At 58.5% G+C, this 22,512-nt stretch carries 25 protein-coding genes and 1 pseudogene; 8 read left to right on the forward strand and 18 right to left on the reverse strand.

All coding sequences use genetic code 11. The features are described 5' to 3' along the window. Positions 1–171 precede the first annotated feature (171 nt). The 14 genes from RBH10_RS24490 to RBH10_RS24555 all read right to left on the reverse strand — a co-directional run bounded on the left by RBH10_RS24490 (position 172) and on the right by RBH10_RS24555 (position 12,327). Positions 172–1,143: an AraC family transcriptional regulator gene (locus tag RBH10_RS24490; RefSeq protein WP_281039474.1), complete on the reverse strand. Its 972-nt coding sequence runs from the start codon at positions 1,141–1,143 to the stop codon at positions 172–174. A 328-nt stretch (positions 1,144–1,471) separates the two neighbouring features. After that, entirely contained in the window at positions 1,472–2,872 is a 1,401-nt protein-coding gene (locus tag RBH10_RS24495) for an NAD(P)(+) transhydrogenase (Re/Si-specific) subunit beta (protein WP_281039475.1), read from the reverse strand. A 10-nt stretch (positions 2,873–2,882) separates the two neighbouring features. Then, a complete protein-coding gene (locus RBH10_RS24500) occupies positions 2,883–3,293 on the reverse strand; it encodes an NAD(P) transhydrogenase subunit alpha (protein ID WP_068954325.1) in 411 nt (136 codons plus the stop codon). A gap of 64 nt (positions 3,294–3,357) precedes the next feature. Then, positions 3,358–4,515, reverse strand: coding sequence for a Re/Si-specific NAD(P)(+) transhydrogenase subunit alpha (locus RBH10_RS24505; RefSeq protein WP_281039476.1), 1,158 nt, complete (start codon positions 4,513–4,515; stop codon positions 3,358–3,360). 58 nt (positions 4,516–4,573) lie between these two features. Further along, positions 4,574–4,891: a 2Fe-2S iron-sulfur cluster-binding protein gene (locus RBH10_RS24510; protein ID WP_281039477.1), complete on the reverse strand. Its 318-nt coding sequence runs from the start codon at positions 4,889–4,891 to the stop codon at positions 4,574–4,576. Between the two features lie 52 nt (positions 4,892–4,943). Next, a complete protein-coding gene (locus tag RBH10_RS24515) occupies positions 4,944–5,240 on the reverse strand; it encodes an oxidoreductase C-terminal domain-containing protein (protein WP_306181004.1) in 297 nt (98 codons plus the stop codon). Then, the gene (locus RBH10_RS24520) at positions 5,125–6,159 is read right to left on the reverse strand and encodes an NAD(P)/FAD-dependent oxidoreductase (RefSeq protein ID WP_306181005.1); all 1,035 of its coding nucleotides are present in this window, start codon (positions 6,157–6,159) and stop codon (positions 5,125–5,127) included. Before RBH10_RS24520 ends, RBH10_RS24515 begins: the two co-directional genes overlap by 116 nt. A gap of 75 nt (positions 6,160–6,234) precedes the next feature. Continuing rightward, the gene (locus tag RBH10_RS24525) at positions 6,235–6,558 is read right to left on the reverse strand and encodes a cupin domain-containing protein (protein WP_306181006.1); all 324 of its coding nucleotides are present in this window, start codon (positions 6,556–6,558) and stop codon (positions 6,235–6,237) included. A gap of 223 nt (positions 6,559–6,781) precedes the next feature. Continuing rightward, a complete protein-coding gene (locus RBH10_RS24530) occupies positions 6,782–7,456 on the reverse strand; it encodes a 4-carboxy-4-hydroxy-2-oxoadipate aldolase/oxaloacetate decarboxylase (protein ID WP_281039480.1) in 675 nt (224 codons plus the stop codon). A gap of 233 nt (positions 7,457–7,689) precedes the next feature. Beyond that, positions 7,690–8,811: an ABC transporter substrate-binding protein gene (locus RBH10_RS24535; protein ID WP_281039481.1), complete on the reverse strand. Its 1,122-nt coding sequence runs from the start codon at positions 8,809–8,811 to the stop codon at positions 7,690–7,692. Positions 8,812–8,929: 118 nt separating this feature from the next. Beyond that, a complete protein-coding gene (locus tag RBH10_RS24540; protein ID WP_306181007.1) occupies positions 8,930–9,943 on the reverse strand; it encodes a branched-chain amino acid ABC transporter permease in 1,014 nt (337 codons plus the stop codon). Continuing rightward, positions 9,940–10,821: a branched-chain amino acid ABC transporter permease gene (locus RBH10_RS24545; RefSeq protein ID WP_281039483.1), complete on the reverse strand. Its 882-nt coding sequence runs from the start codon at positions 10,819–10,821 to the stop codon at positions 9,940–9,942. Before RBH10_RS24545 ends, RBH10_RS24540 begins: the two co-directional genes overlap by 4 nt. Before the next feature lies 1 nt (position 10,822). Next, the gene (locus RBH10_RS24550) at positions 10,823–11,533 is read right to left on the reverse strand and encodes an ABC transporter ATP-binding protein (protein WP_281039484.1); all 711 of its coding nucleotides are present in this window, start codon (positions 11,531–11,533) and stop codon (positions 10,823–10,825) included. Continuing rightward, entirely contained in the window at positions 11,530–12,327 is a 798-nt protein-coding gene (locus tag RBH10_RS24555; protein WP_281039485.1) for an ABC transporter ATP-binding protein, read from the reverse strand. The genes RBH10_RS24550 and RBH10_RS24555 overlap by 4 nt, the downstream gene beginning before the upstream one ends. A 326-nt stretch (positions 12,328–12,653) precedes the next feature. Here RBH10_RS24555 and RBH10_RS24560 point away from each other — a divergent pair, with 326 nt between their 5' ends. Then, positions 12,654–13,058, forward strand: coding sequence for a DoxX family protein (locus tag RBH10_RS24560; protein WP_281039486.1), 405 nt, complete (start codon positions 12,654–12,656; stop codon positions 13,056–13,058). 488 nt (positions 13,059–13,546) lie between these two features. Here the strand turns inward: RBH10_RS24560 and RBH10_RS24565 are convergent, their stop codons facing one another. The 3 genes from RBH10_RS24565 to RBH10_RS24575 all read right to left on the reverse strand — a co-directional run bounded on the left by RBH10_RS24565 (position 13,547) and on the right by RBH10_RS24575 (position 15,526). After that, on the reverse strand, positions 13,547–14,152 hold the full coding sequence (locus RBH10_RS24565; RefSeq protein WP_281039487.1) for a TetR/AcrR family transcriptional regulator: 606 nt from the start codon (positions 14,150–14,152) through the stop codon (positions 13,547–13,549). Between the two features lie 62 nt (positions 14,153–14,214). Beyond that, positions 14,215–14,571, reverse strand: coding sequence for a DoxX family protein (locus tag RBH10_RS24570; protein ID WP_281039488.1), 357 nt, complete (start codon positions 14,569–14,571; stop codon positions 14,215–14,217). Between the two features lie 13 nt (positions 14,572–14,584). Beyond that, a complete protein-coding gene (locus tag RBH10_RS24575) occupies positions 14,585–15,526 on the reverse strand; it encodes an ABC transporter substrate-binding protein (RefSeq protein WP_281039489.1) in 942 nt (313 codons plus the stop codon). 196 nt (positions 15,527–15,722) lie between these two features. On the opposite strand from RBH10_RS24575, the gene RBH10_RS24580 reads away from it, so the two are divergent. From RBH10_RS24580 to RBH10_RS24600, 5 genes are all read left to right on the forward strand, one after another. After that, positions 15,723–15,902: a hypothetical protein gene (locus tag RBH10_RS24580; protein WP_306181009.1), complete on the forward strand. Its 180-nt coding sequence runs from the start codon at positions 15,723–15,725 to the stop codon at positions 15,900–15,902. Positions 15,903–15,948: 46 nt separating this feature from the next. Then, positions 15,949–17,061 (forward strand): S-(hydroxymethyl)glutathione dehydrogenase/class III alcohol dehydrogenase, encoded by a 1,113-nt coding sequence (locus RBH10_RS24585; RefSeq protein WP_281039490.1) that lies wholly within the window; start codon positions 15,949–15,951, stop codon positions 17,059–17,061. Positions 17,062–17,138: 77 nt separating this feature from the next. Continuing rightward, positions 17,139–17,714: an S-(hydroxymethyl)glutathione synthase gene (gene gfa, locus RBH10_RS24590; RefSeq protein ID WP_281039491.1), complete on the forward strand. Its 576-nt coding sequence runs from the start codon at positions 17,139–17,141 to the stop codon at positions 17,712–17,714. A gap of 106 nt (positions 17,715–17,820) precedes the next feature. Further along, complete coding sequence (locus RBH10_RS24595) at positions 17,821–18,138, forward strand: DUF3861 family protein (RefSeq protein ID WP_281039492.1); 318 nt, start codon at positions 17,821–17,823, stop codon at positions 18,136–18,138. Positions 18,139–18,209: 71 nt separating this feature from the next. Further along, positions 18,210–18,680: a thiol-disulfide oxidoreductase DCC family protein gene (locus RBH10_RS24600; RefSeq protein WP_281039586.1), complete on the forward strand. Its 471-nt coding sequence runs from the start codon at positions 18,210–18,212 to the stop codon at positions 18,678–18,680. Between the two features lie 149 nt (positions 18,681–18,829). On the opposite strand, the pseudogene RBH10_RS24605 reads toward RBH10_RS24600, so the two are convergent. Then, positions 18,830–19,940, reverse strand: a pseudogene (locus tag RBH10_RS24605) (alcohol dehydrogenase catalytic domain-containing protein). A 332-nt stretch (positions 19,941–20,272) separates the two neighbouring features. Between RBH10_RS24605 and RBH10_RS24610 the strand changes: the two are divergent. Continuing rightward, on the forward strand, positions 20,273–21,463 hold the full coding sequence (locus RBH10_RS24610; protein WP_281039494.1) for a cytochrome P450: 1,191 nt from the start codon (positions 20,273–20,275) through the stop codon (positions 21,461–21,463). Next, complete coding sequence (locus RBH10_RS24615; RefSeq protein WP_281039495.1) at positions 21,463–22,488, forward strand: amidohydrolase family protein; 1,026 nt, start codon at positions 21,463–21,465, stop codon at positions 22,486–22,488. Before RBH10_RS24610 ends, RBH10_RS24615 begins: the two co-directional genes overlap by 1 nt. Positions 22,489–22,512: the final 24 nt, after the last annotated feature.

A 22,512-nucleotide genomic window follows, 5' to 3' on the forward strand; every position in this document is an offset into this window, starting at 1 on the left:
CGTCCGCAGGCTGCCAACAGCGACTCAATGGGGGCGCCATTCTTTACACGCCAGAGGGCCTTGCCCGTTCGGATGAGCCGAGCTTAACTACTTGTATGCCGTCCGTGCCAGTCGCAAGTGAGGCTGGACCGAGCTTCCCCCTCGCTTGAAGGCACGCTGATCGCATTTTAATTAGTATTTTGCCCGAAGTGTTTGGGAGGGGAGTTCTGCAAACCTTGCTTGATAATCGGCGGCGAAACGCCCCAACTGAACAAACCCATAGGCCAAAGCAATTTCAGATACAGTTTGTACATAAGCCCCATGTTTTAGCTCGTGGTGAACCGCCTCCAGTCTGAGATCGCGCAAGTATCGCATCGGGCTTGTCCCTTTAAATCGTCGGAAACCATCTTGTAGCGATCTCGCGCTCACCCCAGAGGCAATCACAATCTGCTCCAATGTAATTTCATCGGATAGATGAGCCCGCATGAAGTCCATCGCCCTCTTAACGTGGCGAGGCGATGCGGTTGGCACCCCGGCCCCCAGGCGGGCAGACAATGAATGAGGCAGAGAGTAGAGTACAAGATTGAAAAAAGCGTCTGACAAGTTCCTCAATGCGAGCGGGGGCGGAGAGGTATCGCTGGACAGTCCTCTATACATAAGATCGGCTAGTTGATGCAGCAGAAATCCTGGACCGGAAGTGAGATCAATTTCCGGATGAAATAAGAAATTTTCGCTAACCGAGGTTTCAAGAAGGTTAGAAAGGCGACTGCGTAGCTCGGCATGCCCTAGCGTTGCAACGAGGTGATGACGCCGCTCAAATATATTGAAGCCCGTATTGTGGGCCGAATCCATAATGACCCCCTTCCCTGGCGCGGACACCAAGTCTTGCGAAGTCCCTCTAATGGTTGCGACACCTTGATGCGGAAATACGATTAGGACTTTATCACCCGCTGCTTGCCTCGTGTTTCGCATCTGCCCTTCATAGGCAGCGCTAATAAAAGCCATTTCCCCCAGGGTGACGACGCGACAGTCGAACGACAGCCTACCTGTCCCCATAGGTTCGACTGTGACCGGCGAACTAGAACTCGAAAGAATCTCCGCGAGCCTGTCTGGATCGGTGCCGCGCTCCGCTGTTCGATCAATAGCCAATTTATTTGGCTTCATATCCGCTCTTCTTTGCAAGTCTTCCCTCGCACGCTATTCGTCGTAGTGAACTCCCTGTGAGACGTAGATACCATTTAGTTTTCAGATACCACAAAAATCTGCATTTGACCCTGCGAAGGATTCTATTTGCGACGGCATCACGAGGGGAGCGCTGGAGAGGGTGTTGCGACTGGCGGATCAAGCAGCCGTCTCGATATAGAGTCGAGCTTCATCGCCGATCATGCCAAGCGCCGATTTCATGCCGAAGTCGCTTCGCTTGACCTTAGTATGTACGCCGATCCGCGCGCGGAATCTAAATTCTCCCCAGTTAGGAGCCGCAACTCAAACATCAACGCACCATGGCCTTGACGATATCGTCGGTCATTTTCTTGGCATCGCCGAGCAGCATCATGGTCGCGTCCTTGTAGAACAGCGTGTTGTCGATGCCGGCATAGCCGGAACCGAGCGAGCGCTTGACGAACAGGCAGGTCTTGGCCTTGTCGACATCGAGGATCGGCATGCCGTAGATCGGCGAGGTCTTGTCGTCGCGCGCCGCCGGATTGGTGACGTCATTGGCGCCGATGACATAGGCGACATCGGCCTGGGCGAATTCAGAGTTGATATCCTCGAGTTCGAACACCTCGTCATAGGGCACATTGGCTTCGGCAAGCAGCACGTTCATATGACCGGGCATGCGGCCGGCGACCGGATGAATGGCATATTTCACCTCGACGCCGTTTTCCTTCAGCTTGTCGGCAAGCTCGCGCACGGCATGCTGGGCCTGGGCGACCGCCATGCCGTAACCCGGCACGATGATCACCTTGGAGGCATTCATCATCAGGAAGGCGGCATCGTCGGCAGAGCCCTGCTTGACGGTACGGCTCACGCCGTCATCGCTGGCAGCCGCCGCCGCATCGCCGCCGAAACCACCGAGGATGACCGAGATGAACGAGCGGTTCATGCCCTTGCACATGATGTAGGACAGGATCGCACCCGACGAGCCGACCAGCGCGCCGGTGATGATCAGCGCCAGATTGCCGAGCGTAAAGCCGATGCCGGCAGCCGCCCAGCCGGAATAGGAATTCAGCATCGAGACCACGACGGGCATATCGGCGCCGCCGATCGGCACGATCAGCAGAACGCCGAGCGCCAGGGCCAGAATGACGATCGCCCAGAAGTCGAAATGGCTTTCGGACGCCGCCAGACCGACGATGAAGAAGACGATGAGCGCCAGAAGCGCGATATTGATGACATGCCGGAAGGGCAGCATGATCGGCTTGCCCGACATGCGGCCGTCGAGCTTCAGGAAGGCAACGATCGAGCCGGTAAAGGTGATGGCGCCGATGGCAACACCGAGCGCCATTTCGACCAGCGCCTGCGCATGGATCGAGCCGATCTCGCCGATCCTGAAGGAGGACGGCGTATAGAGTGCGGAGGCTGCGACCAGCACGGCGGCAAGACCGACCAGCGAGTGGAAGCCGGCCACCAGCTGCGGCATCGAGGTCATCGGGATCGAGCGGGCGATATAGGCCCCTGCCCCGCCGCCGATGGCAAGGCCGAGAACGATCAGCACGAAGCCACCGAAGGACGGCGTCGCCAGCAGCAGCGTCGTGACGATGGCGATGCCCATGCCGACCATGCCGAGGATATTGCCGCGGCGCGAGGTGGTCGGATGCGACAGGCCGCGCAGCGCCATGATGAACAGGACGCCGGAGACCAGATAAAGGAAGGCTGCGATATTGGCACTCATGACGGCAGCCTCACTTGTCTTTTTTCTTGTACATGGCGAGCATGCGCTGGGTGACCAGGAAGCCGCCGAAGATGTTCACCGAGGCGAGGATCAGCGCCACGAAGCCGAAGCCGGTGGCAAGGCCGGACGCCGAGATCCCGACCGCCAGCAGAGCGCCGACGACGATGACCGAGGAAATCGCATTGGTGACGGCCATCAGCGGCGTGTGCAGAGCCGGTGTCACCGACCAGACGACGTAATAGCCGACGAAGATCGACAAGACGAAGATCGCCAGCTGGAAGACGAACGGATCGATTGCACCGCCCGACAGCCCGTGCACCACATTGCCGGCCGCATCCGGCACATATTCGGCCGCCGTGCGCACCGCTTCGACCGCCCGGTCGAGGTCGCCGATCGCCTTGTCGAGAAGCTCATTCGCCATCAAACATCTCCCTTGGGCGGCCGCACTTCTCCCCGAAGTGCCGGCATCGCCCTCTCCAATCTTTTTAAGCTGTTGCTGCGATTGCCAGCGGCGCCGGCGCAAAACTCGGATGCACGATCGTGCCGCCATGCGTCAGCATCGTCGCCTTGACCAGTTCGTCCTCGAGATTGAGGGCGAGCGCCTTGGTGTCCTTGTCGACCATGGTCTCGAGGAAGGTGACGAGGTTCTTGGCATAAAGTGCGGACGCCGACGCTGCGATACGACCGGGCACATTGACATACCCGACGACCTTGACGCCCTCGATCTCGACCACCTGATCGGCCACGGCCCCCTCGACATTGCCGCCGCGCTCGACGGCGAGATCGATGGCGACCGAGCCGGGCCGCATGGCTTTCAGCATCTCGCGGGTGATCAGCCGCGGCGCCGGACGGCCCGGGATCAGCGCGGTGGTGATGACGATGTCCTGTTTGGCGATATGCTCGGCCGTCAGCGCGGCCTGCTTGGCCTTGTATGCGGCCGACATTTCCTTGGCATAGCCGCCGGCAGTTTCGGCCGCCTTGAATTCCTCGTCCTCGACCGCGATGAACTTGGCGCCGAGCGAGGCGACCTGTTCCTTCGAGGCCGGACGCACATCAGTGGCGGAGACGACGGCGCCGAGACGGCGGGCGGTGGCAATGGCCTGCAGACCGGCGACACCGGCGCCCATGACGAAGACCTTGGCTGCGGGAACGGTGCCTGCCGCCGTCATCATCATCGGCATGGCCCGGTCGAATTCGGCGGCTGCGTCGATCACCGCCTGGTAGCCGGCCAGATTGGCCTGGCTCGACAGCACGTCCATCGACTGCGCCCGGGTGATGCGCGGCATCAGTTCCATCGCAAAGGCGGAAACGCCGGCATTCGCCATATCGTCCAGCGCCTGCTCGTTGCCATAGGGATCCATGATCGCCAGCACGACGGCGCCGGACTTGTAGCCCGCGACCTCGGCGGACGACGGACGCCGCACCTTCAGCACGACATCGGCACTCGCGGCATCTGCCGCTGACCCGATCCGTGCACCAGCCTTCTCGAACTCGCTGTCGGGAATACGCGACAAGGTGCCGGCCCCCGCCTCAACGACGACGTCGAAACCCAGCGTCTTCAGCTTCTTGACGCTGTCGGGCGAGCCGCCAACACGGCTCTCACCGGCGGATGTCTCCAAGGGTATGAATATACTCTGCTGCACCGGTGATTCCTTGCAAGGGACTTGCGATTTTCGAAGTCGTAGGTTGCGTCGATACCAATCAATCTTCCGGCGCCAGGATGACGATCATACCTTCGAGGTCCGGGGTGAATGGAAGTTGACAAGAGAGGCGCGATTGGGCCTTCCGGTAATCCGAACTGTCGAGTAGTTCGTCCTCATCGTTCGAAAGCTTCGGCAGGCGCGCCTCTATGTCGTCATCGATATAGACATGACAGGTAGCGCAGGAGCAACAACCGCCGCAGAGCGCGAGAAGTTCGTCCAGACCTGCGTCTCGGATATGCTCCATGACCGACACGCCGAGCCGTCCCTCAACAGGGATGACCTGCCCGCTGCGCGTGATGACTGTAAATGTAGACATTTCGATCCTCCCATATAATCCGCGAAACACACCACGCGGCAGTGACGCCAATTCAGCTGTTCGCCATCGATTTCAAAGTGACGCGGCTATCCGCCAAAATATCCGCAGCGATACGCGCTCGTGCCTCAACAAGGGCGCGGCCTTCGACGTAGTCTTTCACCGCGTTGACGCAGTCGATCGCGATCACAACACCCTTGCGTAGATATACGACGCTGAATTTTCGGTCGTTCGGCTCACCACGAACAACAGTCTGGTCGTATCCGCTCGAAAGCCCGATCGTCTGAAGACGCAGATCGTATTGATTCTGACCAGAACCAGGGAACAGCGCTGTAGGGCACCGGCTCGCCACACAACGCTTTCGCCACAGTAATGGCTTGGTCGCTCGCATTCTGGACAGACTCGATCCGCAGGCCATGGCCGGAGACCATGCGCGCGCAGTCACCGATGGCATACACGTCGGCGAGGCTGGTTTGGCAATGGTCGTCTATGTCGACGCCGTTGCGTCCTGTGGCACCGGCGGCAACAAGGGGGTATACACACGGCAGAATGCCGATCCCGACGATTGCCATGTCAGCAGCCAGTGTTTCGCCATTCGTCAGTTGCACACCGCTCAGGCGCCCATGGTTCCCAACAAAGCTCTCAATACCCGTTCCCAACCTGATATCGACACCGTGATCGCGATGCTCCTTCTCGTAGAAACGAGAGAGGGGTTCGGCCGCTACGCGCGCAAGAACGCGGTCCATCGCCTCCAGGACGATAACTGCCTTGCCGAGCTTTCTCAGAACCGCCGCCGCCTCAAGCCCGATATAGCCACCTCCGATGACGACCACGCGCTGGACGCTGGCGAGTTGATCGATGATCAAATCGACGTCAGCCCGATTGCGCACGGAATGGATGCCGCGAAGGTCATGGCCGGCACAGGTCATTTTGCGCGGCCGTCCTCCCGCCGCCCAAATCAGGCGCCCATAGCCGAAGGTGGCACCATTTGCGCAAAAAACGCGTTTTTCCGTAGCGTCCAATCTGGTGACTTCGTTTCCGAGAAGGAGATCGATGTTCCGTGTCGTCCAAAATTCGGGTGGGCGAATGAGAATGCGCTCGAAAGGCTTTGCCCCAGCCAGATAGTCCTTGGACAGAGGGGGGCGCTCATAGGGCAGATCGCGGTCATCGCTGACAAGGCCGATCGAGCCGGTAAAACCATGCTGGCGAAGGGAGGCCGCCGCCTGAACACCTCCGTGCCCGCTGCCCACGATAAGACAATCGTAATCCATCGTCGCGCTCCTCCCAGTTGGCGCAATCTCGTATAAATCCGGTTCTTGATCGGACGTTGGTCGCCGACGCTGGCCTCAGGCCCGTGTCGCGCCAATCAGAATAAAAGCCATGGTTGCTGGCGACGTGCTCTTGTTGCGCCACGCATGACGGGTGCCGCACTGAACGGCGACATCCCCCTTTCGAAGATGAACCTCCGCGCCGTCGTCGAGTTCCAGCCAGATTTCGCCGTCGAGCACGATGTCGTAGTCCACTGTTACCGTCATGTGCATCCCGGGCGCCTCCCGCTCGAAGAGCTCGGCAAGCCCAGGCAAATGCTGGCGCTGCTCGGCGTCGGCGGCGATCGGGTCGAAGGACGGATCCGCCATGACAGAATCCGGCGGAAAACTCACGATCATCAAGCGTGTCTCACCCGGAGCGGGTGGTATACTGATTCCCCGAAGGGATGGGTCGCCGCGATCGAGCGGAAGACTTAGTTGGGAGGGCGTCGCCCAGCAGACAGACGTCATGAATCCGGGGATGGATTGATGCAAATGGGCGTTAGGAACCTCACCGTCGCTAACGAAAACGGACCTGCCATCACGGACACCTGTGACCACGCGACGTGGCACTCTAGTGCTGTTATCAATCGACATAGACAAGTCCTTCCTGCAAGAGTTTGCCGCGCATGTCGTTGACGTCGAGGCTGAGCTCTCCGGCCGCATAACGCTGGCGCTTCTCCTCCTCCATCCGCTCCCGGCTTCGGCCCTTCTCAAGAACAGCCGCGGCGTTCTCCGCTGGCACTACGCAGATACCGTCGTCGTCCGCGATGATCACATCGCCAGGCCGAACGAGACATCCGGCGCAAACAATCGGAACTTGTACGTTTGCCAAGGTCTCCTTAACTGTCCCCTGCGCAGAAACCGCCTTTGACCAGACGGGGAAACCCATTGCTGTCAGCGTGGCGATGTCGCGAACGCCAGCGTCGATCACCAGCCCGCGAATGCCGCGAGCTATTGCAGACGTTGCAAGCAGATCGCCGAAGTAACCATCGTCGCAAGGCGACGTCGGCGAAACGATGAGGATGTCCCCTGGGTGCGCTTGCTCGAGCGCCACATGGATCATCCAGTTGTCACCCGGCGCTACTTCGCAGGTCAGGGCGTTACCGGAGATTTTCACCGGCCGGTAGATCGGGCGCAGAGAGGCGGCGAGCAGCCCCTTTCTCCCTTGCGCCTCATGAACCGTTGCAACACCCAACTCGCCAAGACCACGAACGATGGAATCCTCTGTCCGCGTCACGTTTCTCACGACCTTCGCCATGTCTTCCTCCCGTAACTTCCATCGTGGAGCAGTGTCAAAACTGCCGCCGCCGGTCAGGAAGCTTCCTTCGATTTCACTTTAAGATACCGTAAGTATCCGAATTCTTGCTGGAATGTCAATGGCGAATTCTTATCGAGGTGTTAAAACAACACCTGAAACGGTCGCGACACCCACCGACACGAAAAAAGAGGGCACCGCTTGCCCTCTTTTAACAGTCATAGGTTCTTTTTCGATCAGTGCTTGGGCGTCTTGCCTTCGAACGAAATGACATCGCCGAGCGGCTGATAGGCGGCACCGTCGAACTGGAACAGCTGAAGCGATTCAATCGGATAGACATCCTCACCGCCCTTGGTCGTCAACGAGATACCCGGCAACAGCAAATCCAGCTCGACGTGATCGAGATTGCGGGCTACTTCCATCATTGCCTCGCGGGTCGGCGCTTTCATCGTTTCAAGCACCTTTCCCAACGCGTCGCCGATCGCATAGCCGGATTGGCCGAGTGCGTCTTCCGGCGAGAATTTCGACTGAGCGGACGCGTGATCGGCCAGGTAGCGCTTTACGCCCGCATCGTCTCCAGGTGCCGATGGATTGACCTGCTTCAGAAATTGGCTGGTGATGACACCCTTCGCATTTTCAAGGCCCGCCGGCTTCAGGGAGGCGATGGATGCGGCGATATTGGAGACGAGCGTCGTCGGCTTCCAGCCACTTTCCGTCGCGAAACGCACGGCCTCCGCACCTTGTTTGGGACCGGCGATCACGACAAGCGTATCCGCGCCTGAGGCTTTCAGTGTCGAGAGCTGCGTTTCGACCGTGGGATCAGCCGATGTTACAGGCTGAGCTGCGACGATCTCGGCGCCTGACCCACTAAGCGCGCGCTCCAATGCCGCCTGAAACGTCTGCCCTGTTTCGGTATTGAGATAGAGAAGCGCGATCTTCGCCTGGGGCTTGTTGTCGAGTAGATACTTTGCAAACGTCGCAGCCTCCGTCGTGAACGACGGCACAAAGCCGATCTCCCACTCAGGACCAACGAGTTCATGAACGCCGGAATACATGAAGAGGTTAGGAATGCCACGCTGCGTGATATAGCGTCCGATTGCCTGATTGTTCGGTGTGCCTGCCGTCGCAACGATAGCAAATACCTCTTCCCGCTCGGCGAGCTTGCGGACATTGGTTAGCGTGCGTTGCGGATCGAGCCCATCGTCCTCCACGACCAGCTCGATCTTGCGCGTTTTGCCATCGGCCATCTTGATGCCGCCGGCGGCATTGATGGGGTCTACCCTCGTTCTCACACCATCGGCGATGGCGCCGAGTGCGGCCACTGGACCGGTTAGCGGCCCCGATATGCCGATCTTCACGGTGTTATCCGTGATCCCCGGCGAAGGCTCTTGTGCGTGCAAGGGCCCAGTGACAAACGCCACCAGTGCGAACGCCCGCAGTGCAAGCGACGTCCCCGATAAGGTCAGTAATTGCATGTCATTCTCCTCCCAATTGCCCAGGCACGACGCCCGGAACGCGTGACAAACCCTTTTTGCTGAAGATGTGCTTCAAAGCCTGCAGACCCTGGCCAATCGGAATCCCGGCTATGCCTTGCCGTGCGACCATCATCATGACGATCAGGCAGAGGCCATAGATCAGCCCACCGAGTGCGGGGTTGATATCCGTAGTCCAACCCGGCACGAAGACGATGAAAACGGCGCCAATGAACGCTCCAGCCATGCTGGTGACGCCACCGACGATGCCGCCGATCAGGATGTCGATCGACTTCATCGGCAGGAACGATTGGGGACTGATGAACCCGTTGAGGATGCAGAAGAGGCCGCCGCCGAGACCTGCCAACGCCGAACTCGCGGCGAAAGCCGCCAGTCGGCCCTTGGTCAGGTTGACGCCCAGAGATTCAGCGATCAGCGGATTGTCGCGCAACGCCCGCAAGAGCCGGCCGGTGTCACCGCGCAGCAAGCGGCTCAGCATGAAGACTGAGGCAGCAGCGCAGATCAGCGAAAGACCGTACAGCCACAATTCCTGACTGCCTGGAAACCAGCGCGGAGCCATCGGCTGATCGATGGCCAGCCCCGTAACGCCGCCAGTGATCGAATCCATCTTCAGCAATAGTTGCGGAAAGGCGCTCGCAACGCCGAACGTGACGATCGCAAGCTGAAGTCCCTGTAGGCGCAATGCAGGTAGACCGATCAGAACGCCGATGAGACTGGTGACAATCGCCGCGAATGGCAAAGTCATGATCGGATCCATGCCGAAGTTCACATTCAGAATGGCAGTCGTATAGGCGCCGATCCCGAAGAGCGCACCCTGAGCGAGACAGATCTGGCCGCTGAACCCGAGAAGCAAGTTCAGACCGAGGATCGCGATACCATAGGAAACGGCGATGCTGAACTCGAACAGCATGAAGTCCGGCGCCAGAAGCGGGAGACAGAGGGCGGCGCCAGCGACCAGCATAGCGGGAGCGGAGTGGAACAATCGAATGCCGTTCATACTTTTACCACCGTGCTGGAGCCGAAGAGGCCGACGGGCCGGACGAGCAGAATTATCAGCGTCACGGCGATCGGAATGACGACGCGCAGATCCGCGCCGATGAAGGGAAGGAAGGTCGCGCCGAGGCTTTCGGCAACACCGACGATCAAGCCGCCAACCAGCGCTCCGAGCGGGCTATCCCAACCGCCCAATGTTGCCGAGGCCAGAGCGTAGAGCAGGATCGGCATCATCATCGTCGGGCTGAGGAAAAGGCGTGGGCCAACGAGGGCGGCGGCGATAAACCCGATCGTGGTCGCAAAGCCCCATCCGAGCATCAGCATTCGCTCGACCCTGATGCCGACAAGCAGGCTTTTCTCTCTGCTATAGGCAGATGCCCGCATGGCAAGCCCGAGACGGGTAAACCGGAAAATGGTGCCCATCGCTGCGGCAAGGCACAGGAGAACGAGCAGGACGCCAAAGGCACTTGCTGTTATGCGGACACCCAGGATGTCCCAGCCACCGCTCGGGAACATTGCCGGGAAGGCTCGCTGGTCGGCTCCCCAAAGCCACAGACACAGCGCCTGAAAAAACACGAACAATCCGAGCGTAACGACGACGACGGTTTCGGTCGATGCCTTCGAAACCGGCTTGATGACAGCACGGAAAACGAGAACCCCCAGCAGGAACGACGCGGCCCCGACGATGAGGAAGGACAGCGCAATCGGCACGCCCCATTCGCAGAGCTGCCAGGCACAATACGCAGACAAAGTGGCCATCTCGCCCTGGCCGAAATTGACGATACGCGTCGCCCGGAAGATCAGAACGAGTGCAAGAGCGAGGGACGCATAGATCGCGCCGGAAGCAAGGCCGTCGATGAGGAGTTGGAAAAAGAGAACCATGTCAGACTCCCAAGTAGGATTGCTGGACCGCCTCGTTGCTCAACAGTTCGCTTGCCGAGCCGCTGACGGTGATATCACCAGACTCCACCACGTACGCGGTATGTGCGAATTGAAGCGTGAGGTCGGCGTTCTGCTCGACGATGAGAAACGTCATGCCATGCTCGTGATTGAGCGATTTGAATATCTCAAAGATCTGCTCGGTGATCGCCGGCGCCAGTCCCAGCGATGGCTCATCGCACATCAGGAGCTTCGGGCGAGACATCAGCGCCCGAGCGAGTGCCAGCATTTGCTGTTCACCACCGCTGAGACTTCCGGCCTGTTGCCGCCGACGTTCGGCGAGCCGCGGAAATGCCGAGTACCAACGTTCGATGTCATCGGCGATCTGCTTCTTGTCGCGGACCGTAAAGGCGCCTGCGGCCAGATTTTCCTCGACGGAAAAGTCACCGAACGTGCCACGGCCCTGCGGTATATGTGCCAAACCCAATTCCACCCGTCGGGCCGGGCTGCATTGGTACAAATCCATCCCGCCGAATTCCACAACGCCTCGCGACGGAAGAAGCCCTGACAGAGCACGAAGGATCGTCGTCTTGCCCGCTCCATTGGCGCCCAGCAGGGCCACGATGGTTCCTTGCTCAACAGTAAAATTCACCGTGTGAAGAACATCGGTGGCACCATATCCGGCGGACAGGTCACGGACCGTGAGGATATTCATTTGGACCTCCCGAGATACGCGTTGATAACAGCCGGATTAGCCCTCACCTCGTCGGGCCTTCCACTCGCCAGATTCCGTCCGAGATGAAACACCTCAACCCGGTCGCACAGGCTCATGACCAGACCCATGTGATGTTCGATCAGGATGACCGTCACGCCATAGGCCTGCCGCACTCGCGAGACCAAGGCTCCGAACTCCGTCACCTCCCCGTGCGTAAGCCCACCGGCGGGTTCATCAAGGAGAAGGAGCGTCGGTCTGGACGCCAGGGCCCGGGCGATCTCCATCCGCTTCTGTGTTGCGTAGGGTAAAGACCCGGCCGCCACGTCGGCAACGTCCTGCAGGCTGAGATCGGTCAGAATATCCCTGCAACGATGCTCGACCTCCTTTTCCAGCCGCCGCGAACGTCCAGGGCGTATCAAGGCATCGACAAAGCGTCCTCCACTGAGGTGATGGGCGCCGAGCATGATGTTCTCAAGCACGGTCATACCGGCATAGATGCCGAGGTTTTGGAATGTCCGCGCAATTCCCATGCGGACGATTTGACGGGGTGGCAGGGTTTCTATCGATTGCCCATGAAGGCGGATGGTACCGGCGGCCACAGTGCTTAGCCGCGTAATGCAGTTGAATAGAGTCGTCTTGCCAGCGCCATTGGGGCCGATCAGCCCACAAATCTCGCCTTTATGCACGTTGAGCGAAACGCCTATTAGCGCCTGAATGCCACCGAAGCGGACATCGACGTTTTCGATCGAAAGCACTGGGCGGCCCTCCTCGCCAGCCGGCGCAACCACAGCCATGGCCTCTCCTCCCTCGTTTGGAATGGCTTGTACCAACTGTCTCTCCTCGTCGCGTTCTGCTCCTCAAAACGCGGTTGACAGCTCCCATTCCTAAAGATACCGTAAAGTATCTGAAGTCTTTCTGGTATGTCAACCGTTACTTTAGACAGTGAAAAGGAATTGTCGTGCCGACTTGAGACGCCACTTCAACGCACGGATCGAGAAGTCCTGAACCCAGGGCTGGCGCTTCGACGTGATAAGTTTCCGGCCCTGGGACGGACGACAGCACCACGCCCCCTCAGTGCTTCGGCGACCGGCCGGGGCCAACAAACAAATAGGAGATTATGTTGATTGACGTGCGCACTGCCCCCTATGCCATCCTTATCCTGCGCCTGGCGCTCGGCCTTTTGTTTCTGGCACACGCGGGTCTCAAGATCTTTGTGTTCACGCCAGCGGGAACGGCCCAATATTTTGGAAGTCTTGGGCTCCCCCCAGCGCTTGCCTATCTGACCATAGCGATTGAGCTCGCGGGAGGCCTCGCGCTAATCGTGGGTTTCTTCGCCCGCATCGCCGCCATAGCGCTCATACCTGTACTGCTTGGAGCAATCGTCAGCGTCCACGCAGCCGCTGGCTTTTTCTTCACCAACCCGAATGGTGGGTGGGAGTTTCCAGCGTTCTGGATCGTGGGCCTCGTTGTGGTCGCTCTTAGCGGCGATGGAGCTCATGCGCTTCGCCCGACCGTGAAGGCATAATAGCGTAACAGACGGGCTGGCCGCTCACAGCGCGCGCCAGCCCGTCGAAGCTCTGTTTTGGGAGGCGCGCTGACGGACAGATTTACCAGGGACATGCCCTGGGTAAAAATTATCCTCGGCTATTCCGGGCCCTATCCTGCTAGTCGGAAGCGTGAGCTCTTCCGCAAGGTACAAATCGACTATACCAACGGCCGAAAGCGCAGACAGAATTAGCATTCAAAGTTGGACACCATCCGGGATTTACGAGGCTTGATGCGCCGCCAATTCAAAATCCTCCCAGCTGCTTTTAACATCAGGTGGGTATTGATCTTTGTTCAAAATCATCGACATCCACTTTTCTGCGGATATTTTCCGGTCGCGCAAAAATGACGGGTTCTCAAGATGAATGCTTGCCTTGTCCACCCAAAATTTGCGGCATAATTTGAAGCCCGAGAAATTTGATCGAAGCTGGTAGCGGTCTTAAAGCGCTCGGCACCCAACTGCGCGCATCAGTTGGCTGTTTCATGCCCCAAGCCATATGCCTTGTACATCGAGCTCAACGCGACATTGACCAGTTCGCCGACGGTCGGCCCTTCTGTGAAGCTGGATGCCGCGCCATAAGTCAACTCGAATACGATGCCTCCAAGCGTCGCCGGTTCCGCGGGCGCCTTACCCTCCGGGAAGAGACGCAAGAGAATTTTTCCAAGTCCTTCCCACTGGGCACGAAACAGATTCGAGTGTCGCTCGCCAAAAGTCGCATCGCGTCTGGCGCGGCGAAACAGTTCCAGCGCCAGCATGCCCCAGCTAGGGTCCGCTGAACGCTCCTGCGCCCAGTTGCTGAGAGTATCAATGAAGAGCTGTCCGTCGTTTATGTCCCCGAGAAGACGTTGCAGTTCGACTACATCCTCGCCGGAGTGAGTCTCAAGCAGATAAAGGAAGATATCTTCCTTCCCGTTGAAGTTGGAATAAAAAGCACCTTTGCTGAAGCCTGCCTCCTCGGCGATGCGTTCAACGGTTGCCCCTTCGTATCCGTCGCGTGCAACAACTTCGCGCGCGGACGCAAGCAGCTTTGCTTTCGTCCGCGCCTGGCTCTGTTCGCGTGTCAGTCGCGCCAACTCTACACTCCTTGATTGCCCCTGCACTCAGATACCACGCGTATCTCGAAAACGAAATGGGGTCAACCAAGCACAGAGAGGATACAGGCTGCTGACCAGAACGCCATGAATTCCGGCCCCTGTTTCTGCCATCGCCAGTTCAATCCGTTGATTCTGAGTACGGCATAGCTGGCCCCCAGTAGGACTGCAACCGCCATGCCGGCGGCAAGCCGGGGAAAGATATTGAACACCATCCCCGCTCCGGCAATCAACTCCACAATGATCGTCACGATAACGAACAGGCGGGCGGGATGAAATCCGGCTTTGGCAAATGTCGCGGAAGCCGGACCGACATGCCTGATTTTCCCGATGCAATGCGGGATAAACCAGAGGCCACACAGGACCCGTAGGATAGCCATAGGCTCAAATGCAAGTTCCATCGTTCTTCTCCGCCTATGCTGCGATCTTTGCTTCAGTGAAACTCTCATGAAATGTCGTGGCTGCTAAGCCGCGCTTGCTGGCATCCAAGAGACCTGCCTTGATCATGAAATCCAGCGTGGTTGCACGCGCTGCTGCCGGAATTTCCAGGAACCGGGCAAAGGCGCCCTTATCCCGCAAATAGTCGAGCGCGCGTTGGCTGCAGTGTTTGTTGGTCTGGGTAACCTCCATCACAATCGATCGCACCAGCGCGTTACTTGAGGAATCGTAGAGAAATTCCGTCGCTTCGCGCAGCCCGGCCAGCAGCGTTGTTATCTGCTCACAGTGTGTGGTCGCCCATCTGCGATGGCCGACAATCGCGGTGTACACAATGTCTGGAATATAATCGCTGAACTCCCCGAGATTGATATATCCCGCATCCACACCGACAAAGTTGAGCGGCAGCACTGCCGCGTCAAGGCTTCCTTCCTGAAGCGCTTTCCACCGCGCCGGATGCCTATCGACAACGGAGAGTTGGTAATCCACTGGATAGTCGAGGCCGTGTCGCGAGAGCATTTCGCGCGTGTAGATTGCCGTTCCCTCGGTCATGGAGGATGTACCGAGCACTTTCCCTTTCAACTCCTCAATCCGAGTAAAGCGAGGGTTGGCAATCAGCGATAGCGGCAGGCGGTTGATGTTTCCAGCCAGGATGCACACCGCGCCGCCGGCAACGTTATCGGCGATGGCGCCCTCCGGTGGGGTGATCGCAAGATCGGCCTCCCCCGCTTTGACCGCGGCTGTCGCTTTCTCGGCGCTACCTGTCCTCTTGAGAGACACGCGCAATCCGCTTGCCTCGAATATTCCTGCGCAAAGGGCAAGATGGACCGGCAGCCAATTAAGGCCGAGCGCACCGCCTGCCAGAACGATATCGTTCAACTCATTCCTTTGCACCCGTTGGCCGGCGGCTACAGTAAACATTCTCACCTCCCGATTTCAAAACGGGCACGCGCCCTCCTCAAACGGGGCCGCGCCGGCATTTCTTCCTCCGCAAGCCGGCGTCTCACCAATTCAAAGATGCGCCTTGCAATTTCAGATACCAAATAGTATCTACAGACTGATACGAACGTCAAGAGGAGAGCCCAACCCGTTAGCACGTAAAGGAAGGAGGAAGACCATGGTCGGGCTGCAGCCGGTTGCAATCGCCACGATTAGGGGCGTTAGCAGGTACGAACCGGACCCTCGCCGTCAGGCGACAATTTCGGGCATGGAAGCCAAGCGCGTCATCGGGAGGTATCTACCTCTCGTCATCTCTCACACCTGGTATGGGCCGCCGGACACCGACGGTCTTTCTTAATTGCTACGAATGCGGGATATGCCCGCATCGCGACAAGGGATTCCACATGAAATCGCGCGCTGCGGTCGCTTGGGCGGCCAACAAACCTCTGACCATCGAAACGATCGACATCGGCGGCCCCCGGACCGGTGAGGTCCTCATCGAGATCATGGCGACAGGCGTCTGCCATACCGATGCCTACACGCTTTCGGGGCTCGATTCCGAAGGCAAGTTTCCGGCAATCCTCGGCCATGAGGGCGCCGGCATTGTGAGGGAGATCGGCCCGGGTGTAACCTCACTCAGGGTTGGTGACCACGTCATTCCGCTCTACACGCCGGAATGCCGGGAATGCAAAACCTGCCTTTCACGCCGATCCAATCTCTGCACATCAATCCGTGGGACGCAGGGGCTGGGGCTGATGCCGGACCAGACAAGTCGCTTCTCCTGCGATTCTGGACAAATCTTCCACTACATGGGCTGCTCGACTTTCTCGAATTTCACGGTGTTGCCGGAGATTGCTGTCGCTAAGATTCGCGAAGACGCACCTTTCGACAAGATCTGCTATATCGGCTGCGGGGTGACCACGGGCATAGGCGCGGTGATCTACACCGCAAAGGTGTGGCCGGGCGCGACTGTTGCCGTCTTCGGCCTTGGCGGCATTGGTCTCAATGTTATCCAAGGCGCCCGAATGGTCGGCGCCGACCGGATCATCGGCGTGGACCTCAATCCGGCCAAGGTTGAAATGGCCCGCAAGTTCGGTATGACCGACTTCATCAATCCGCAGGATGTCGGCTCCGACAAGGTTGTGCAGGCGATCCAGGATCTGACCGGCGGCGGCGTCGATTTCTCCTTCGATGCCACCGGCAACACCACCGTCATGCGCCAAGCGCTGGAATGCTGCCATCGCGGCTGGGGTGAATCGATTGTCATCGGCGTCGCGGAAGCCGGCAAGGAAGTATCGACAAGACCATTCCAACTGGTGACCGGGCGGGTATGGAAGGGCAGCGCCTTTGGCGGCGCGCGTGGACGGACCGACGTTCCGAAAATCGTCGACTGGTACATGGAGGGTAAGATCAACATTGACGATCTCATCACCCACACCATGCCACTGGAGGAAATCAATACTGCCTTCGACCTCATGCATGAAGGCAAATCGATCCGGTCGGTCGTCGTCTACTGAAAAAGAGACAGCTGTAAACGTGAGACGGTGCGGGCCGGCGCCCGGATCCGTGTACTGGCCGGCACAAGGAGGAAGTCATGACAAATTCAATCTCGATACATCCCCTGCTCGACAAAGGCATATCCAGGAGCACCGGGGAGTTTTCGGGCGGCGTGCTTGTCTGCGCCTGCACCGATCGCCCGGTCAAGGTCAGGATCGAAGGTGCCATCGCGCACAACCACGCCTGTGGCTGCACGAGATGCTGGAAGCCGGAAGGCGCGGTCTTTTCAATGGTCGCGGTCGCGCCGCACGACAAGGTCAGCGTACTCGAAAACGGCGACAAGCTGGCGGTGGTCGATCCGTCGGCGCTGATCCAGAGGCACGCCTGCACAGAATGCGGCGTGCACATGTATGGGCCGGTAGAGCGGGATCACCCCTTTCAGGGCCTTGATTTCATCCATCCCGAACGGTTCCAGGAGAGCGGATGGCAAGAGCCCGGTTTTGCAGCCTTCGTCTCTTCAATCATCGAAGCCGGCGTCGACCCAGATATGATGGATGGGGTCCGTCAACGTCTCAATGATTTGGGACTTCCCCCATACGACTGCCTGTCACCGGGACTGATGGACTATATCGCGTCTTGGACGGCCCAGAGAAACGTCGCACCAAACAACTGATCTATGCCGGATCAACTCACTGACCGGTCGGCGCTACGCCGACCGGTTGCGGTGCAACAAACACGATCACCATTCGTAACGGCAACAAACCCATGGGGTAAGATCAATGGCTTTTTCGAGCTACACCTACGAAGTATCAGTCAAGCTGGTTCGAGGACGCGATGGTCATGCTCCCGACAAGGCCGCCTATGTGACCTTTGAACATAACAATCATGACGACATCATCGCTATTGTGGACCGCATGCGCGGCAGTTCAGGCCTTGCGCCCGAAGCGGCTGCTGCCGTGGCGCTCGGCACTAAGCTGCTCGGCGAGGTCATGCTAAAGGAAAAACATAATCCACTCTTTAATCCGCTGAGAGCTGGGTTCCATGCATTCATAACCGCACTGAAAAACACCCCAACGTCCGAACGGACCGAGTATTGATCAGGTGCCTCTCAATGATCCCGCGTGCGCTTCAACGGTTTATGCCGGATTCCGAGGGCTATGTCGTCAAGATGGAAAGCCAACCCGTGCCGGGCACTGAGCAATACAGCTACAGGCGGGATCGGGCGATCCCGTCCTTTTCGGATGAGGGGCCTATCTTCGTCTTTGACGGCGAGTGCGTCTTCTGTTCTGGCTGGGTCAAGTTTGCGCTGAAACACGATAAGAGTGGCAAGTATCGTTTCATAACCGCGCAGTCGCAGATCGGCTCGGCGCTTTTTAGGCACTATGGACTTGACGACCGCAACTTCAAAACCAACCTGTTTCTTCAGGATGGTTGGGCTTACCATCGCGCGGAGGGCACTATTCGATTTGTGGCCGGCCTCGGATTTCCCTGGACGATGTGCCGTGTTCTTCGTCTCATTCCGAGAAAGTGGGCGGATGGGCTCTATAAATTTGTAGCGCGCAACCGCTACCGGTTTGCAGGCAGAACGACGACCTGCTTCGTTCCGAAGCCGGAAGAAAAAGACCTTTTCATTCTTTAAAACACTTTGTAACGCGACCGCATACCGATGGGCGTAGGTTTTGAAGTCGGCGACCGTGAAGGGCAGAGCCGGATGGGCCTGCCCTCCCTCAATGGTGAGGCAGGCCCGTGTTTATTCACAGCCGTTCCTATGTCCGCTTCGCTTGTCGATTAAAGCGTCACGGCGTAGTAGGTGAAGCCGCCGTCGCCCTTTGTGACGCCGGAAATCGCTTCATTGATGTCTTCCAGCGGCCACACCATCGGCTCCATAATCGAAAGGTCTATGACATTGCCTTTGACCATGGCGGCGATTTCCATGCCTTCGGCCGCAGTGAACCAGACCGAGCCGATCAGTTCCATCTGTTCGTCCATCCACCATTTGACATCGACAGGCAGATCGCCCGCCGTGCCACCGATATTGATGATTCTGACCACCCCGTCGAACGCCCTTCATCGCATCGATCATGGACTCCAGCGGAGCCTTGGCGCCAAGCGTGTCGAGCATCAGATCCGCGCCGATGCCGTCGGTTTTGGCTTTGACGAATTCAGCCGTGGAGCCGGCGCGGTTCGAGAAGGTTTCGATCCTGTGTGGTGCAAGCGCCTTCAGGCGGGCGAGCAACTCGTCGCCACGCGCGACTGCGTAAATCTTGCCGACCCCCATTGCGAGTGCAAAGAGCGTAGCTCCGACACCGAGAGTTCCGGTCGCGCCGTTGATGATCAACGAGCGTCCCATCAACGGGCCACATTTCTTCAAGGCGGCATAAGACGTGCCGAGATAGCCCATGCGCGATCCCTGGACAAAAGACATGTTGTCGGGGATTTTGACGACCTGTGCCTGCGGCGCCACCATGTATTCGCAGAATCCGCCGTACGGATAACGTTTGAACATCTCCAGGCTCTTCGTGTTGTAGCCGAAGTAACCGCCGAGCGTCCAATGCTGGCAGGCCTGCGGATGACCCGACGAACACGCGTGGCAGGCCCCACAGAAACGGCCGGGATTGACGTAAACCCGGTCACCGGGCTTGAGGCCCACGACCTGTTCTCCGACCTGGTGAACGATCCCCGAAGGGTCAAGGCCGTGGATCGCAGGCCGCGGCGGCAGAGGCATCTGGGGATACCACGTCTCCCAATTCGCAAGCACGTTGCCGAGATTGGGTACCATTCCGCAGGCTTTGACTTCAACCACGACATCGCTGCCGGAGACCAGCGGTCTTGCGACTTGTTCTATTTTCATAGGCTCGCCAACCGCGTGCAAGCGCGCGGCACGCATCGTCTGCGTCATGATTTCCTCCCTGTCACATTGGATACTATCAGTGTTCCAATACCAATAGGTATTCGAAATAGCAAGGCATCGCGCCATTTTACGGCCCGGGTACCAAATGAACTGGAGCTGTGGCCTTCAAATGGACCGCTGCACATCGCCGGGAACCCCCACTGCTTATTGACAGTCGATCCACTTCAAGATACTTATAGTATCTGAAAACGCCATGGTATTCGAGATCAGGCTTTGTCGACCCTGACGTTTCCGGTTCGGCATGAACAGAGAAATAACCGAGGCGAGAGAACAGAGCTGAATCAGCGCTGCCGTCTTGATGTTCTGAATGGGAGGAAGACATGTCTAGCAATGCGTCAGAGTTGACGAGCGACAATCTGTATACGGACCCCTATCCCGTCTATGCGCGGCTGCGTAAGGAGGCACCGGTCGCCCTTTTTGAGGGAACCAATGAGTATTTCGTCACCCGCTACGACGATTGCCGTACGGTCGGCGCAAATGACAAGATTTTCGGCCCGTCGGGCGCTGCCGATCGCCCGGAGGCTCGCGTCATGGGCATGCCGAACGTCTTGACGATGTCGGGCGAAGAGCACGCATGTCTGCGTCAAGGCATTGAAATCGATCTGACGGCGGAGCGCGTTCGCTCCTATGTCGACCGTCTGACGCGGCCCGTGGTGCAGCGCTTCATCGACCAGATCAAGGACAAGGGCGAGGCAAACCTGACGACGGAACTTTTCGAGCCGATTTCCGTACGTTGCATCGGCGACGTGATCGGGCTGACGGAAACCTCGAACGAGAACCTCGTCGAGTGGTTCCACGCGATGGCGCTCGGCCTGCAGAATGGATCCAACGACCAGGCGGTGTGGGATCGGCTTGATGCGGCGCTCGAGGACATCAGCAACCAGCTTGGCGCGCTCTATGACGCGGCACTTGCCAAGCCCAACCACACGCTGATGAGCCACGTGATGTATGGCGGCATGCCCGAAGGCAAGGTGCGCAGCCTGGAAGAGATCTCGCCAACGATGCGCGTCATCATTCTGGGAGGGCTGCAGGAACCCGGACATGCGGCGGCGAATGCCTGCGCCGGTCTGCTTTCGAACGCCGATCAGGCGAAGGTGATGGCGCAAGACCCGACGGCACATGCGCTCAGGGCCTTCGACGAGGGGTTGCGCTGGATTGCGCCGATTGGCGTGACGCCGCGCGTCGCCGCCACCGATTTCGAGATTACCGGCACAACGATCCCTGCCGGCTCCTCGGTGGCTATCGTCATGGGCTCGGCAAACCGCGACGAGGCACGTTTCGAACATGCGGATCAATTCGACATGTTCCGCAAAAAGAAACAGCACGTCTCGTTCGGCTTCCGACCGCATTTCTGCTCGGGGCACTTCCTCTCGCGCGCGATGGGTGAGATCGCACTTGAAGAGGCCTTCAGGCAGTTCCCGAACCTGCGTCTCGATCCGGACAAGGAGCTGAAGGCCAAAGGCTGGCGTTTCCGCGGCGTGAACGTGCTTCCAGCAAGATGGGACGCGTGATGACCCTTGTTATAGACTGTCACGGGCATTTTACGACCGAGCCGCAGGAACACCATGACTTCCGCAAGGCGCAAGTTGCGTATGCCGACGGCAAGACGCACGAAAGACCCGTCTACCCCGGCATCTCCGACGAGGAGTTGTCCGGGATTGTCGAGTGCAATCAGCTGCGGCTCCAGAAGGAACGTGGGTCTGACCTGACTATCATCAGTCCGCGCGCTTCCGGAATGGGGCATCACATTGGCGACGTGGAAATCGCGACCGAATGGGCAACGATATCCAACGATTGTGTCAAACGGATCGTTGACATGTTCCCGCAGAATTTCGCCGGTGTTTGCCAGCTGCCGCAAACCGTCGATGGCGACCTTAAGCCGGTGATAGCAGAGCTGGAGCGTCGCATTGATCAAGGCTTCGTCGGCTGCAACCTCAATCCTGACCCCTCAGGCGGGCGATGGAGTGCACCGCCGATCCATGATGAATGGTGGGACCCGATGTGGGAGGCCATGGCCGCGTTGGATGTCCCGGCGATGATCCATGTGTCAGGCTCCTGCGAGCGCTGCCTGCATACGACCGGAGCTCACTACATCAATGCAGATACCGCTGTCTTTATGCAGCTGATCCAGGGCGATCTGTTCGAACGCCATCCGACGCTGCGGCTGATCATCCCGCATGGCGGTGGTGCGGCGCCGTATCATTGGGGGCGTTACCGTGGTCTTTCGATCATGCTTGAGAAGCCCCCGCTTGGCCAGCATCTGATGAACAACCTGTTCTTTGACACCTGCGTCTATCACCAAGCCGGCATCGATACGCTGTTCAGGGTGGTCGACAAGAAGAACATTCTGTTCGGCTCCGAACTGCTCGGCGCCGTGAAGGCCATCGATCCGGAAACCGGTCACAGCTTCGACGATACCAAGCGATACATCGACGCGCTGAACCTGAGTACGCAAGACAGGCACGCCATCTTCGAGGGTAACGTACGACGCGTATATCCGTTACTCGATAAACGGCTCAAGGCACAGAACCGCTAGTTCATTGCCGATACATTGGAGGAA

Source organism: Rhizobium sp. AN73, from assembly GCF_030757975.1.
Classification (GTDB): Bacteria; Pseudomonadota; Alphaproteobacteria; order Rhizobiales; family Rhizobiaceae; genus Agrobacterium; species Agrobacterium arsenijevicii.

Coding starts and splice junctions, on each gene's coding strand:
- RBH10_RS24490 (WP_281039474.1), bottom strand. CDS start 1,143: ATGAAGCCAAATAAATTGGCTATTGATCGAACAGCGGAGCGCGGCACC.
- RBH10_RS24495 (WP_281039475.1), bottom strand. CDS start 2,872: ATGAGTGCCAATATCGCAGCCTTCCTTTATCTGGTCTCCGGCGTCCTG.
- RBH10_RS24500 (WP_068954325.1), bottom strand. CDS start 3,293: ATGGCGAATGAGCTTCTCGACAAGGCGATCGGCGACCTCGACCGGGCG.
- RBH10_RS24510 (WP_281039477.1), bottom strand. CDS start 4,891: ATGTCTACATTTACAGTCATCACGCGCAGCGGGCAGGTCATCCCTGTT.
- RBH10_RS24520 (WP_306181005.1), bottom strand. CDS start 6,159: ATGGATTACGATTGTCTTATCGTGGGCAGCGGGCACGGAGGTGTTCAG.
- RBH10_RS24530 (WP_281039480.1), bottom strand. CDS start 7,456: ATGGCGAAGGTCGTGAGAAACGTGACGCGGACAGAGGATTCCATCGTT.
- RBH10_RS24540 (WP_306181007.1), bottom strand. CDS start 9,943: ATGAACGGCATTCGATTGTTCCACTCCGCTCCCGCTATGCTGGTCGCT.
- RBH10_RS24545 (WP_281039483.1), bottom strand. CDS start 10,821: ATGGTTCTCTTTTTCCAACTCCTCATCGACGGCCTTGCTTCCGGCGCG.
- RBH10_RS24550 (WP_281039484.1), bottom strand. CDS start 11,533: ATGAATATCCTCACGGTCCGTGACCTGTCCGCCGGATATGGTGCCACC.
- RBH10_RS24555 (WP_281039485.1), bottom strand. CDS start 12,327: ATGGCTGTGGTTGCGCCGGCTGGCGAGGAGGGCCGCCCAGTGCTTTCG.
- RBH10_RS24570 (WP_281039488.1), bottom strand. CDS start 14,571: ATGGAACTTGCATTTGAGCCTATGGCTATCCTACGGGTCCTGTGTGGC.
- RBH10_RS24575 (WP_281039489.1), bottom strand. CDS start 15,526: ATGTTTACTGTAGCCGCCGGCCAACGGGTGCAAAGGAATGAGTTGAAC.
- RBH10_RS24580 (WP_306181009.1), top strand. CDS start 15,723: ATGGTCGGGCTGCAGCCGGTTGCAATCGCCACGATTAGGGGCGTTAGC.
- RBH10_RS24585 (WP_281039490.1), top strand. CDS start 15,949: ATGAAATCGCGCGCTGCGGTCGCTTGGGCGGCCAACAAACCTCTGACC.
- gfa (WP_281039491.1), top strand. CDS start 17,139: ATGACAAATTCAATCTCGATACATCCCCTGCTCGACAAAGGCATATCC.
- RBH10_RS24595 (WP_281039492.1), top strand. CDS start 17,821: ATGGCTTTTTCGAGCTACACCTACGAAGTATCAGTCAAGCTGGTTCGA.
- RBH10_RS24600 (WP_281039586.1), top strand. CDS start 18,210: ATGGAAAGCCAACCCGTGCCGGGCACTGAGCAATACAGCTACAGGCGG.
- RBH10_RS24610 (WP_281039494.1), top strand. CDS start 20,273: ATGTCTAGCAATGCGTCAGAGTTGACGAGCGACAATCTGTATACGGAC.
- RBH10_RS24615 (WP_281039495.1), top strand. CDS start 21,463: ATGACCCTTGTTATAGACTGTCACGGGCATTTTACGACCGAGCCGCAG.